Origin of the sequence: Butyricimonas hominis, from assembly GCF_014287455.1 — a bacterium.
GTDB lineage: Bacteria > Bacteroidota > Bacteroidia > Bacteroidales > Marinifilaceae > Butyricimonas > Butyricimonas muris.
The window spans coordinates 248053-261340 of record NZ_JACOOH010000001.1 but is presented as its reverse complement, the minus strand read 5'-3'; the positions used below and the strand labels follow the sequence as shown (position 1 = coordinate 261340).

General features: G+C 49.7%; 15 protein-coding genes. 9 read left to right on the top strand and 6 right to left on the bottom strand.

Annotated elements, in window-relative coordinates:
* Nucleotides 1–60 precede the first annotated feature (60 nt).
* A complete protein-coding gene (locus H8S64_RS01050) occupies nucleotides 61–639 on the top strand; it encodes an RNA polymerase sigma factor (RefSeq protein WP_366482331.1) in 579 nt (192 codons plus the stop codon).
* Nucleotides 626–1762 carry a carboxypeptidase-like regulatory domain-containing protein gene (locus tag H8S64_RS01045; protein ID WP_186974603.1) on the top strand — a complete coding sequence of 379 codons (1137 nt, stop codon included), beginning with the start codon at nucleotides 626–628 and terminating at the stop codon, nucleotides 1760–1762. Before H8S64_RS01050 ends, H8S64_RS01045 begins: the two co-directional genes overlap by 14 nt.
* 9 nt (nucleotides 1763–1771) lie before the next feature.
* Here the strand turns inward: H8S64_RS01045 and H8S64_RS01040 are convergent, their stop codons facing one another.
* Nucleotides 1772–2722 (bottom strand): DUF4435 domain-containing protein, encoded by a 951-nt coding sequence (locus H8S64_RS01040; protein ID WP_186974602.1) that lies wholly within the window; start codon nucleotides 2720–2722, stop codon nucleotides 1772–1774.
* Between the two features lie 103 nt (nucleotides 2723–2825).
* On the bottom strand, nucleotides 2826–3662 hold the full coding sequence (locus tag H8S64_RS01035; protein WP_099290996.1) for an AAA family ATPase: 837 nt from the start codon (nucleotides 3660–3662) through the stop codon (nucleotides 2826–2828).
* A gap of 109 nt (nucleotides 3663–3771) precedes the next feature.
* Between H8S64_RS01035 and H8S64_RS01030 the strand changes: the two genes are divergently transcribed.
* On the top strand, nucleotides 3772–4140 hold the full coding sequence (locus H8S64_RS01030) for a DMT family protein (protein ID WP_186974601.1): 369 nt from the start codon (nucleotides 3772–3774) through the stop codon (nucleotides 4138–4140).
* On the opposite strand, the gene H8S64_RS01025 is transcribed toward H8S64_RS01030, so the two are convergent.
* Nucleotides 4119–4925, bottom strand: coding sequence for an ABC transporter ATP-binding protein (locus tag H8S64_RS01025; protein WP_186974600.1), 807 nt, complete (start codon nucleotides 4923–4925; stop codon nucleotides 4119–4121). The genes H8S64_RS01030 and H8S64_RS01025 overlap by 22 nt on opposite strands.
* A 1-nt stretch (nucleotide 4926) precedes the next feature.
* Nucleotides 4927–5943: a FecCD family ABC transporter permease gene (locus H8S64_RS01020; RefSeq protein WP_186974599.1), complete on the bottom strand. Its 1017-nt coding sequence runs from the start codon at nucleotides 5941–5943 to the stop codon at nucleotides 4927–4929.
* Between the two features lie 354 nt (nucleotides 5944–6297).
* Between H8S64_RS01020 and H8S64_RS01015 the strand changes: the two genes are divergently transcribed.
* Together H8S64_RS01015 and H8S64_RS01010 are read left to right on the top strand one after the other, a co-directional pair.
* Nucleotides 6298–7533 carry a site-specific integrase gene (locus tag H8S64_RS01015; RefSeq protein WP_004291422.1) on the top strand — a complete coding sequence of 412 codons (1236 nt, stop codon included), beginning with the start codon at nucleotides 6298–6300 and terminating at the stop codon, nucleotides 7531–7533.
* An 11-nt stretch (nucleotides 7534–7544) separates the two neighbouring features.
* A complete protein-coding gene (locus H8S64_RS01010) occupies nucleotides 7545–7907 on the top strand; it encodes a hypothetical protein (protein ID WP_004291423.1) in 363 nt (120 codons plus the stop codon).
* Between the two features lie 77 nt (nucleotides 7908–7984).
* Here the strand turns inward: H8S64_RS01010 and H8S64_RS01005 are convergent, their stop codons facing one another.
* Together H8S64_RS01005 and H8S64_RS01000 are read right to left on the bottom strand one after the other, a co-directional pair.
* Nucleotides 7985–8290 (bottom strand): helix-turn-helix domain-containing protein, encoded by a 306-nt coding sequence (locus H8S64_RS01005; RefSeq protein WP_004291424.1) that lies wholly within the window; start codon nucleotides 8288–8290, stop codon nucleotides 7985–7987.
* 31 nt (nucleotides 8291–8321) lie between these two features.
* A complete protein-coding gene (locus tag H8S64_RS01000; protein ID WP_004291426.1) occupies nucleotides 8322–8621 on the bottom strand; it encodes a helix-turn-helix domain-containing protein in 300 nt (99 codons plus the stop codon).
* A 138-nt stretch (nucleotides 8622–8759) separates the two neighbouring features.
* Here H8S64_RS01000 and H8S64_RS00995 point away from each other — a divergent pair, with 138 nt between their 5' ends.
* The 4 genes from H8S64_RS00995 to H8S64_RS00980 are packed head-to-tail and all read left to right on the top strand — an operon-like array spanning nucleotide 8760 to nucleotide 13279.
* Nucleotides 8760–9185 carry a helix-turn-helix domain-containing protein gene (locus tag H8S64_RS00995; RefSeq protein WP_004291432.1) on the top strand — a complete coding sequence of 142 codons (426 nt, stop codon included), beginning with the start codon at nucleotides 8760–8762 and terminating at the stop codon, nucleotides 9183–9185.
* Nucleotides 9186–9188: 3 nt separating this feature from the next.
* Nucleotides 9189–9539: a helix-turn-helix domain-containing protein gene (locus tag H8S64_RS00990; RefSeq protein ID WP_004291454.1), complete on the top strand. Its 351-nt coding sequence runs from the start codon at nucleotides 9189–9191 to the stop codon at nucleotides 9537–9539.
* A 20-nt stretch (nucleotides 9540–9559) separates the two neighbouring features.
* Nucleotides 9560–11131 carry a DUF3945 domain-containing protein gene (locus tag H8S64_RS00985; RefSeq protein ID WP_004291455.1) on the top strand — a complete coding sequence of 524 codons (1572 nt, stop codon included), beginning with the start codon at nucleotides 9560–9562 and terminating at the stop codon, nucleotides 11129–11131.
* A gap of 60 nt (nucleotides 11132–11191) precedes the next feature.
* Nucleotides 11192–13279 (top strand): type IA DNA topoisomerase, encoded by a 2088-nt coding sequence (locus H8S64_RS00980; RefSeq protein WP_004291456.1) that lies wholly within the window; start codon nucleotides 11192–11194, stop codon nucleotides 13277–13279.
* The last annotated feature ends 9 nt before the right edge of the window (nucleotides 13280–13288 follow it).

Below are 13288 nucleotides of genomic sequence, written 5' to 3'. Positions count from 1 at the left end.
CCATAAATTTGAGAAAGAAATTTTATAAATTCGTATATTTGTAAAAATCAATGCTTGGATGTGAATCAGGTTCAGGAACATAGAACAGATGAGGAACTTTTGCGGAAGTATTGTGCAAAAGGAGAGTTGGTGTATCTGGTAGAGGTCTACAAAAGATATATGCCGCTTGTGTATGGTGTGGCATTGAAATATTTAAAACGACCGGAAGATGCACAGGATGCCGTTATGCAGTTGTTCGAGGAATTGATAGTGAAAGTAAAAGGGAGCGATATCAAAACATTCAAGCCATGGCTTTATACCTGCGTACGAAACTATTGTCTGATGGAACTTCGGAAGCGGACAAGAAATTTATCGGTTTCTTTAGACGATTCTTTTATGGAATTTTGCGATGATTTTCATCTTACAATAGCAGGAGAGAATGAAGAACGGGAAAAAGCATTGCAGGATTGTATCGAGGCTCTCCCCGAGAAGCAGCGTATCAGCGTGAATTATTTCTTCCTGCAGGAACTTTCTTACAAGGAAGTGGAAGAGCGAACAGGGTTTTCCTTGAAAAATGTAAAAAGTTTTATTCAGAACGGGAAACGAAATTTGAAATTGTGTTTGGAACATAAAGGAATAACATCGTATGAAACGGAATGATGATATAAAAGATTACCTGCGGGGCAACCGGAAAGGGGAGTCCGCCAATCGGCTGGAGCGGGAAGCTTTGTCTGACCCGTTTCTATACGAGGCATTGGAAGGACTGACCTCTACCCCGGGTGACCCGATTGATGGTCTGATTCGTTTGGAGCGTCATTTGGAGGAGCGTGTCCGGGGGAGTAAGAAGAAAAGCCGGAGCTGGTTGTATATTGCTGCCTCGTTTTTGGTTTTTGCGATGTGTGGTATTTTGTGGCTTGTCGAAAGGGAAGATACATCGAAAGTTCTGGAAAAGGAAATGGCTATGGTTGCCCCGCAAGAGATGAGGCGTGAGGCTATTGAGGTTTTTTCCGCGGATAGTAGTCATGGTGTAGAGGATTCGGCTCACGTGAGCATGTTGCGGAAGGTACAACCGGAACAAGCGGAAGTTGCGATGGAGGTGATGAAAAAAGAACGTGGGGTATCGATGAATACGGTGGAGGGTATCGTGACTGATGAAAAAGGAGAGATATTACCGGGAGTAACGATTCTTGTTTCCGGAACAAGTGTCGGGACAGTGACTGATGAACAAGGAACTTTCCGGTTGGAACTTCCGGAGGGGAAAACGCATTTGACTTTTAATTTTATCGGGATGAAAATGCAAGGCGTTGTTGTAAAAGCCGGGACACAGATACAAGTGAAGATGGAAGTAGACCAGCAGAAATTGGATGAGGTCGTCGTTACAGGTTATAATACAGTAAAGAAAACAAGTATGGTGGGAGCTGTTGCGACTGTCAGTGGGAATGAATTAAAAAAAGATACGATAGTTTCTGCGGATGATATTGTACGTTTTAATCGTTACATGGCGGATGCTCTGAAATACCCGGAAAAAGACGTGAAAAATGGAAATGAAGGTATTATTCTGGTTTCTTTTGAACTGAATAAAAAGAAAGTACCTAGCCGTATCCGTATTAAAGACGGTTTCTCCAAAGAAAGTAATAAAGAATTGATTCGCTTGTTGGCGGAAAGTCCGAAATGGGAATCCTCGCTTTCCGGTAAGAGAATATATGTTTCGGTTCGCTTCACGATTGGGAAAGCCGGAGCGAAGCATACGGCTGTCCTTGCAACAGAAAAACCTTGGAAATAAAATCCGATGTCAGAACAGCGTGTGAATATCTTCCTCTATTTTCAAGATAGCGGGATAAGCCCCGAACTGGATATTTTTCTTCAGTTGGTCATCAATACTATTCCGGTAACCGAATAAATTAACTCGCGGATGTGTTCCTGCGGAGGCGTCTTTCGCTTGTCGTAAAACTTTTTTGCACACTTCCCGGTTGAGCATATAGACCATATCGTACACGTTATGCCCCCGGATAAAAAGATAGGTCGTATCGGGCGTCAATCCTATTTCTTTATATTTATCTTCCAGAATAGAAAGGTCTGCTTTAGGATAGGCTCTACGTAATTGTGCCAGTTTGCGATCGACCTTGTTTTTTAGGATATTCAACTCTTTGCGTCCGTTCTGTCGGATGTCGGGGCGGCGTTGCCACTCGAATGATGCCAGTTCGTTGAATTCCGCTATCGAGAAGCGTTTAGGATCGGCAACAAGGAAATAAAGATGCCAAAGGAATAGTTTGTACACGATATTCGAATATTCTTTCAAGAATTGCCTGAAATCAAAAAGATGATTGGGCAACGTGGTGATCCGGCGGCATAAGTCATTTAGTCCCTCTTCGTAACAGTGATGATTCTCGAAAGAATAAGTGTAGGTTTGAAAAATGTAATGGTTGATATCTATATTCCGTTCCTGCAATAAATAACGATAGTCACTGTCAATGCAGATAAAGAATTTAGGATTCAAGTATTTGATGTATTTCAAACATTGTGTCACGCCTTTGGTTTCGTGTCCTTTCTCGTTCCGGGAGCCGGCGATAAAGTGAAATCGGTCATTAGGACGAAAATGTTTGAAAATGGTACTCCAGAATACAATATCATCCTTGTCTTCCACGTGTATGGCGGCACGACACCGTAACAACTGTGCGTCCATCATAAAGCGTTTGGCAGCGTGGTAGTAATATTTTTCTTTTGATATAGGAGGGCGAAACATAACAATTGAAAATTAATTAATTTACGATTTATGAATTACGATTTACGATTGATAGGCAGGCTCAATCTAAAATCTGAAATCATAAATCTAAAATTAGTCATAGTCACTGAATTAATAAGTCTTCGATAAACACGAGTTTGTCACCCCAACCGTCGCCGAAAAGGCTCGGGGAGTGCGTGGACGTGATGATCTGGCAATGCGGGTTTAGTTTTTGAATCTCTTCAAAAAGACGGTATTGCCACTCGATGTGCAATGAAATTTCCGGCTCGTCCATCAAAAGGATATAAGGTTGTCCGTCCATGAGAAAAACCCGGAGCAGGATGATTAACAATTGCTTCTCTCCCGAGGAGAGTTTGTACAGGTGAATAAGCTCGTTGCCGTCACGGAAAACAAGCTGGTTAGTCATCGGGTCAATTTCTATCGTTTTTCCGGTACCGGCAAACAGATGATTCACCGTGTCATAGAAATCGCGAATCCGGCGGTTGATTTTCTCTGCCTGCTCAGGAAAGTTCGTGGCACGAAGACGATAATCGGAAAAGGAGTTGTTGTTCTCTCCCACGCTGTACACGATCTCTTTTAACTCGCTCAACAGGGGACTGTCTTCCTTACCCATTTTTCGTCTATCGCGGATAGGCACATCGAATGTACTTATTTTCAGATAATTTACCCCAGCTAGTTTTTGTCTTATGGAAGACACGGAACTATCTTTTCGGAAATTGATCTCGTTACCGTCGATCATGATTTCCGCCTCGATATTGTACAATTTCAACCGTTTGACATCGGCAGATAGCAAGGCGTCGATAATATTAAAAAACGTGGTCTTACCGCTACCGTTGATACCCGTGAGTATATTCACGTCCGGATTCAAGTTTTCCCACCGGAAATTATATTTTCCCCATATATTGCGGATTTCTATTTTTTGAATTTTATTTGCTTTCATGATTCTGGTACTTGATAAAAGTTTGTCCCAATCGTTATCAACAAAGATAATAAATTTTATACTTTCGCGTCGATTTAAGAGATCATTTCATGGATTAATATTTGATACTATGCAAGGACTTTATGCGATATTATTATTGATTGTCTCAAACATTTTTATGACATTTGCTTGGTATGGACACTTGAAGTTGCAGGAAATGAAGTGGATAGATAACTGGCCGCTTTTCGGTATTATCCTCTTTTCATGGTGTATCGCTCTTTTCGAATATTGTGCGCAGGTACCGGCCAATCGTCTGGGATTCATCGGGAACGGGGGACCTTTCTCGTTAATGCAGTTGAAGGTCGTTCAAGAAGTGATCACTTTGACCATCTTTATTATTTTTTCCATGGTCTTTTTCAAAGGAGTGACGTTCCAATGGAATCATCTGGCGGCTTGTGTCTGTCTTGTACTTGCTGTTTATTTTGTATTTATGAAGTGATGTTTATCCGACACGGGGAACACGCAGGGTTTACCCGAAAGAGGATTACTTTGAGTAATAACCAGAGTGTCGTAGACGCTTTCGATATTGTCGTAAGTCAATACTTCTTCCGGGGTGCCGCTCGAGTGAATACTTCCTTCTTTGAGCATAATCAGTCGGTCGCTGAATTCGCTGGCGAGGTTCAGGTCGTGAATGATAAGCAACACGGTAAGGTTTTGTTCCTGGTTCAAGCGTTGCACGAGATTCAGTATTCGCATCTGGTGTGATATGTCCAGATGGGAAGTGGGTTCGTCAAGCAGGAGAATCTCCGTTTGTTGGGTGAGAGCCCGGGCAATGGCTGCCAGTTGTTGTTCGCCACCGCTAAGTTGGTTCATGAGTTTTGCACGTTTTTCCCATATACCTGTTAATCGCATATTCTTTTCGGCAATGGCGTAGTCCTCCTTGCTCTCGAAAAGTTGTAGCGGGGCGTGGTAGGGGAGGCGTCCCATGAGAACGTAGTCCTCGATAGAGATAAAATCCGCTTCCACGGTCTGGTTGACAATGGCAAGTTGTTTTGCCCTTGCTTTATGTGTCATGCGGAATGCGTCCGTGCCGTTTATCCGGATAGTGCCTTGTTGCACGGGTAGCATGCCGGTGATGGCTCGGAATAAAGTTGTTTTGCCCGCCCCGTTGGGACCGATAATGGAAGTCAATTTACCCCGTTCCACGTTGAACGAGATATCCCGTATCGTGAATTTATGGTTGTAGCCACATTGAAGGTTTTCTATTTCTATCGCGTTATCCATATCAGTCTATCGTTTTTTTCGTTTTGGTGTTACTCATCACGAGGATGAAAATGACACCCCCGATAATTCCGGTGATTACCCCAATCGGTAATTCGTTGGGCGAAATAATCGTTCGGGCGAAAATGTCGGATAAAATCAAGAAGATACCTCCCCCGATAAAAGAACTCGGGAGCAAAATCCGAAAATCGGAACCGATGATAAAACGCATGAGTTGAGGGATAATCAATCCCACGAACCCGATAACCCCGACAATAGAAACACATATTCCGGTAAGTAGGGAACTGAGCAAAAAAAGAACCTTGATAGCCCGGTTGGCATTAATACCTAATTGTATGGCTCTTTCCGACCCCAAACGCATGGCGTTCAACGCCGGGGTGTATAGAAAAGCAAGGCATAGCACGACGAGACTGGTCACGGAAATCAGCGCAATAAGTGTCGGGTCGGTTTCATTCAGAGAACCCATGATCCAGAACACGATGCCGTGCAAGTTCTCGCTTTTGGTGACGGACATGATCAGCAACATGAGCGAGGAAGAGATAAAGCTAATCATCACCCCTGTCAGCAGGAGGCTGTGTACGCGGACATTACCTCGTCGGACTCCGAGCGTGTAAACCAGAATGACCGTGACAAGAGCCCCGGCAAACCCGGCGAGGGGAAGCATAAAACTCCCGTGCAGGGTATGTAGTGACAGGACGATGGCAGCCGTGACTCCCACCGATGCACCCCCCGATATCCCCAAGGTATAAGGCTCAACGAGCGGGTTGCGGAAGATTCCTTGCAGGATGACTCCGGACAGGCTTAAAGCACCGCCGACGATAAATCCGAGAATGATGCGGGGAACTCTTAATTGACGCAGGATGTTCAGGCGAACATCCTCCGGGTCCCCGTTCCAGAGTTGAAATATATCTTGAATGGAAAAACGAATCTCCCCGAAGCAAAGCCCTGCCACAATACTTCCCGCGAGGAGAAGCAGTAAAAAAGCCAGAAATAGAATCCATTTATAATATTTTCCTTGCATGGGAAATTCAATAGTGATTTTCAGTGCAAAGTTACTACAAAAAAGTGAAATGCGGAAAGATATAGTGATAGAATTGAGTTACAAGGGTTTTGGTTGAAGTGGCGATAATCCGTGAAGCCATTACAATCCCTGCCGAAGCCAAATCCTGACGCCGCTACGTTACTTGTTCGTAACCATGCCCGAAAATGCGACAAACGGGTACGAATAGCGAAACAAGGCTCTAAGGAATAGTGAGTTATCCATAACTCATGCGAAAAATCAGGTTACGGAAAAAGATTGCGCCGTTCCTCCCCGTTTTGCGTACCAACACCGGACTCTTCACCAACTAATTTTGAAACCCAAAAATTAAGGACAATGAAGAGTACATTTTCAGTAATCTACTACCTCAAGCGTCAGGTAGTGAAAAAGGACGGGACAGTTCCCGTCATGGGACGCATCACGGTGGACGGCAGCCAGACACAGTTCAGCTGCAAACTGACTGTCGATCCGAAACTGTGGGACACCAAAGGTGGACGTGTCACGGGCAGAAGCACGGCGGCACTCGAAACGAACCGTATGCTTGACAAGATGCGGGTACGCATCAACAGGCATTATCAGGAAATCATGGAGCGTGACAACTTCGTCACGGCGGAGAAGGTGAAGAACGCCTTTCTCGGACTGGAACACCGCTACCACACGCTGATGCAGGTGTTCCGCCAGCACAACGAGGACTACGAGAAGCAGGTGGAGGCAGGCATGAAAGCCAAAGGCACGCTGCTGAAGTACCGCACCGTTTACAAGCACATGCAAGAGTTCCTCGACATCCGCTACCATGTGAAGGACATCGCCCTAAAAGAGCTTACCCCGGCTTTCATCTCCGACTTCGAGATGTTCCTGCGCACGGACAAGCACTGCTGCACCAATACCGTGTGGCTGTACGTCTGCCCGTTACGGACGATGGTATTCATCGCCATCAACAACGAGTGGCTGACGCGCGACCCGTTCCGCGAGTATGAAATCAAGAAGGAGGAAACAACACGCAGTTTCCTGACCAAAGATGAGATCCGCCTGCTGATGGAGGGGAAACTGAAAAACGCCAAACAGGAATTGTACCGCGACCTCTACCTGTTCTGCGCCTTCACGGGGCTGTCGTTCGCGGATATGCGCAACCTTACGGAAGAGAATATCCGCACCTACTTCGACGAACACGAGTGGATAAACATCAACCGCCAGAAAACGGGCGTGGTGTCCAACATCCGCCTGCTCGACATCGCCAACCGCATAATCGGCAAATACCGGGGACTGTGCGGGGACGGCAGGATATTTCCCGTTCCGCATTATAACACGTGCCTTGCCGGTATCCGTGCCGTCGCCAAGCGTTGCGGCATCACCAAGCATATCACGTGGCATCAGAGCCGCCACACGGCAGCCACGACGATATTCCTCTCCAACGGTGTTCCCATCGAAACGGTCAGCTCCATGCTCGGACACAAGAGCATAAAGACGACGCAGATTTACGCAAAGATAACCAAAGAGAAGCTCAATCAGGACATGGAGAACCTTGCCGCAAGATTGAACGGCGTCGAGGAATTTGCAGGTTGCACCATCTAAAAAGAAAAGCCATGAAACGTGACACAATCATCATCGAGGACAAGGCAGTCAGCGTAACCGGTAACGACGTGTGGATGACCGCCACCGAAATAGCCGGATTGTTCCATACGACCGTCCCGGCAGTGAACGCCGCCATCAGAGCCGTCCGCAAGTCGGACGTGCTGAACGACTACGAGGTGTGCCGCTACATGCAGCTTGAAAACGGGCTGCACGCGGACGTGTACGCCCTTGAAATCATCATCCCGGTCGCTTTCAGGGTGAATACCTACAACACCCACCTGTTCCGCACATGGCTGGTGGGAAAGGCACTCTCACAAGAGAAACGGCAGACATACGTGATGTTCATACAGAACGGAAAAGCCGGGTATTGCTGATTGCACATACCCCATAAGACAAGTAAACGGGTAGCACCACAAAAGGTGTCACCCGTTTACTTTTTCATGAAACCGCCTCACTCCAGCGGCTTGCGGTAGTTCGCTTCCAGTACCCCGCGCAGCCCCGTTTCCGGGTAAAGCACCTTCCCTCCCAAAAGTATGAAGGGCAACACGCGGTTGTTGCGGTATTCCTGCAAGGTGCGCCGGCTCACACGGAGCAGTTCCGACACCTCGCCGTCCGTCAGGTAACGTTCCCCGTCCAGCGGAGGACGGTAGCTTTCCAGAAATGCGGACAGCCATTTCGAGCCTTTGCGCATATCCTGCACCACAGAGGCTATCGGCTCGTCTTCCATCGTAAAAACATCGTTGTTCTCGTTCATCATAACTTCGGATTCAGTGGGTGAATAAATCAAATCATCTGCCGTGCGGATAGAGCGTGCCGACAAGCGGTATCAGCCGCTTCACCTCCTCTGGCTTGTAATAGAACCTGCGGTTTATCTGCGAGTAGCCGATAAGCCGCCTGTCACGCAGCGTCTGCAACGTGCGCGGGCTTATTCTCAACTGCCCGCAGACCTCCTCGCCCGTGAGCCATCTTTCCATGCGCCCCGTGTCGCTTTTGCGCCTCAGGGCGGCGACCTTCTCCGAGAGTGCGCCGAATGCCGCCACCATCATCTCGAAAGTCTTTTTCTCGATAGATACTATTTCCATATTCATGTCATTTAGAGTTTGCCGCAAAGGTAACGAAACGGCATACAAGACGTATCGTTTTCCGCTGAAAGGCTGCCTGTTGCGCCGTTTGACCGGGTTACGGAGCCATCTTCCGCAAAAATCTTACGTGAGTCACGTAGTGAGTTGTTAAAGCCCCTTTTGTTTATTGCCGAATTTTGTCGCAGAAACAAAAAGAAAGGACTGAACATGAAAGTGATAACAATGGAAAGTTCCGCCTACAAGGAGATGATGGCGCAGATTGCGAACATCGCAGGGTACATCCGCGAGGCAAGGGACGAGAAGAAACGGAAGCGGGAAACCGAAGACAAGCTGCTTGACACGGCACAGGCGGCGAAGATGCTCAACGTGAGCAAGCGCACCATGCAGCGTATGCGCACCGACCACCGTATCGAGTATGTGGTGGTACGCGGAAGCTGCCGCTACCGCCTTTCCGAGATACTGCGGCTATTGGAGGACAACACAGTAAGGAACGAGGAAGGGACAATAGACACCCTGTTCCACAACCACACGCTGCGCACGGGCGGCAAACCAAAAGGAAGGAGGACATAGGTCATGGAACTGCTCACACGAAACAACTTCGAGGGCTGGATGCAGAAGCTGATGGAACGGCTCGACCGTCAGGACGAACTGCTGCTGGCGATGAAGGCTGAGGGGAAACAGCCCACTATCACGGAAAGCATCCGCCTTTTCGACAATCAGGATTTGTGCATGTTGCTCCAGATAAGCAAACGCACCCTCCAACGCTACCGCAGCGTAGGCGCATTGCCCTACAAGACGCTGGGCAAGAAGACCTATTACAGCGAGGAGGACGTGCTGACATTCCTTTCCAACCATATCAAGGACTTCAAAAAGGAAGATATAGCCTTCTACAAGGCTCGTATCCATAATTTCTTTCATAAATAACCCATTAAAACATTTTTCAGATGGCAAAGAAAAAAGACGAAAAGGACGTGCTGGTAGTCCGTGACGAGAAGACAGGCGAGATCAGCGTGGTAGCCGGGCTGAACGCGGACGGCACACCCAAGCGCACCCCCGCAAAAGCGGAGAACGCGCAGAGTTTCCTGCAATTCGACCGACATGGCGACGTGCTGGACAACTTCTTCAAGAACTTCTTCCGGCAGTGCAAGGAACCCAGCCGCTTCGGTTTCTACCGCATTGCGGCAGACCAAGCTGAAAATCTCTTAGAGGTGATGAAGCAACTGCTGAAAGACCCCGAAGCGAACAAGGAGCTGCTCGCCCCTCACAAGGTGGACACCTCCGACTATGAGAAGAAGGTGCAGGAAGAGATGGCAGCACAACAGACAGAGAAACAAGAACCTCAAAAACAGGAGAACATGGAACAACGGAAAGAACAGCAACAGGACAAATCCGAACAGATGCAGGGCAAACGTGGCTACCAGCCCATCGACGAGAGTAAAATCAACTGGCAGGAGCTGGAGGACAGATGGGGCGTAAAGCGGGACAACCTTGAAAAGTCCGGCGACCTTACGAAGATGCTCAACTATGGCAAGTCCGACTTGGTAAAGGTCAAACCGACCTTCGGCGGCGAATCATTCGAGCTGGACGCCCGCCTCTCCTTCAAGAAGGACGGTGAGGGAAACATCAGCCTCGTGCCGCACTTCATCCGCAAGGAGCAGAAGCTGGATGAGTACAAGGAACACAAATTCTCCGACAATGACCGGAAGAACCTCCGCGAAACGGGCAATCTCGGTAGGGTCGTGGACATTGTGGACAGGGAAACGGGCGAGATCATCCCCTCCTACATCAGCATCGACCGCAAGACGAATGAAATCACGGACATTCCGGCAAGCAGGGTGCGCATCCCGGAGCGCATCGGCAAGACGGAAATCACCACGCAGGAGCGGGACATGCTCCGCGCCGGACTGCCCGTACGCGACAAGCTCATCGAGCGCAACGACGGCAGAAAGTTCGTCACCACCCTGCAAGTGAACGTGGAGCAGCGCGGCGTGGAGTTCGTGCCGGGAACCGGCAAGTCGCCCCGTACCGCACAGACACAGGAAACCAAAGGCGACACATCGAAAAGTCAGGCGCAGGGCGGGGAAAATGCCGCACAGACCAAGAAGGAGCAACGCCGCAACACGTGGACGAACGAGGACGGCAGCATCCGCCCCATCAGCAAATGGAGCGGCGTGAGCTTCACCGACCAGCAGAAAGCCGACTATGTGGCGGGTAAAGCCGTGAAGCTGGAGAACGTGACCGACAAGCAGGGCTTCCATGCCACGATGTATATCAAGTTCAACCCGGAGAAGGGACGCCCGTACCGCTACGACACGAACCCTGACAATGCACAGCAGGTTGCTCCGTCCAACGAGAGCCGCACGCAGGTGGCGGTGAACAACGATGGCAAGACCAACGAGGCTACAAAGAATCTGAGAGAGCCGTTGCAGAAAGGTCAGACCAACCCGAAGGACGCCCGCCAGCAACAGCAGCAGGAGAAGCCGCAGAAGAAAACGGGCAAGGGCATGAAAATGTAATCCCGTGTCCGCCACTGAATCCAAAATAAAATCCAAAGTATCAACAAAAAAGAAGAAGACATGAAGACAATCATTGCAGAAAAGCCCTCCGTGGCACGTGAAATCGCCCGCATCGTGGGCGCGACAAAGAGAGAGGAAGGATATTTCGAGGGAGGCGGTTATGCCGTGACATGGGCATTCGGACACCTCGTTCAGCTTGCCATGCCCGACGGCTACGGCGTGCGCGGATTTGTCCGTGACAACCTCCCGATTATTCCCGACACATTCACGCTCGTCCCCCGTCAGGTCAGGACGGAGAAAGGTTACAAGCCCGACAGCGGCGTGGTGTCGCAGATAAAAGTCATCAAAAGACTGTTCGACACAAGCGAACATATCATCGTGGCGACCGATGCCGGACGCGAGGGAGAGCTTATCTTCCGCTACCTCTACCACTATACGGGTTGCACCACTCCTTTCGTGCGCCTGTGGATCAGCTCTCTCACCGACAAAGCTATCCGCGAGGGACTGCGGAAACTCGAAGACGGCAGCAAATACGACAACCTCTACCTCGCCGCCAAAGCGCGGAGCGAATCCGACTGGCTCGTGGGCATCAACGGCACACAGGCGTTATCCATCGCCGCCGGACACGGCACGTATTCCGTGGGGCGGGTGCAGACACCAACGTTGGCTATGGTATGTGAACGCTACTGGGAGAACCGCCGCTTTACGTCCGAAGCATTCTGGCAGCTCCATATCGCAACGGACGGTTGCGACGGCGAAGTCGTGAAATTCTCATCCTCCGAGAAATGGAAAGAGAAAGAACCGGCGATGGAACTATATAATAAGGTAAAGGCGGCAGGTTGCGCCACTGTCACGAAAGCCGAGCGCAAGGAGAAGACGGAGGAAACTCCCTTGCTCTACGACCTGACCACGCTCCAGAAAGAAGCCAACGCCAAGCACGGCTTCACGGCGGAACAGACGCTTGAAATCGCGCAGAAACTCTACGAAAAGAAGTTGATAACCTATCCGAGAACGGGAAGCCGCTACATCCCCGAAGACGTGTTTGCCGAAATTCCCAAACTGCTCGCTTTCATCGGCACACAGCCCGAATGGAAAGACAAGGTGCGGGCAAAAGCCGCCCCGACACGCCGCAGCGTGGACGACGGCAAGGTGACAGACCACCATGCCCTGCTCGTCACGGGTGAGAAACCGCTCTTCCTCTCCAAAGAGGACAATACCATCTATCAGATGATTGCCGGGCGCATGGTCGAGGCATTCTCTGAGAAATGCGTCAAGGATGTGACCACTGTCACGGCGGAATGTGCCGGAGTGGAGTTTACCGTAAAAGGCAGCGTCGTGAAGCAAACCGGATGGCGTGCCGTCTATGGCGAGGAAAAAGAGGAAATTACCATCCCCGGCTGGCAGGAAGGCGACACGCTGACACCGAAAGGCTCGTCCATTACCGAAGGAAAGACCAAACCCAAGCCGCTGCATACCGAAGCCACCCTGCTCTCGGCAATGGAAACGGCGGGCAAGGAAATTGAGGACGACGCACTGCGGCAGGCGATGAAGGACTGTGGCATCGGTACTCCCGCCACACGCGCCTCCATCATCGAAACGCTTTTCAAGCGCGGTTACATGGAACGCTGCAAGAAGTCGCTTGTTCCCACCGAAAAAGGACTTGCCCTCAATTCCGTCGTCAAGACGATGCGCATCGCCGATGTTGCCATGACGGGCGAATGGGAAAAGGAGCTGGCGCGTATCGAGCGCGGGGAACTGTCCGACGACACCTTCCGCAAGGAGATAGAGGCGTACACACGTGAGATAACCTCCGAACTGATCTCGTGCGACAAGCTCTTCGGCAGCCGTGACTCCGGCTGCGCGTGTCCCAAGTGTGGCACGGGCAGGATGCGGTTCTACGGCAAGGTGGTACGCTGCGACAACACGGAGTGCGGACTGCCCGTGTTCCGGCTGAAAGCGGGACGCACCCTGTCCGACGATGAAATCAAAGACCTGCTCACCGAAGGGCATACCAAGCTGCTCAAAGGGTTCAAGAGCAAACAGGGCAAGAGTTTCGATGCTGTTGTCGCCTTTGACGGGGAATATAACACGACTTTTGTGTTCCCGGAGGCTAAAAAGGACAAGAAATTTTCAGGACGGAAGAAATAGTATTAACTT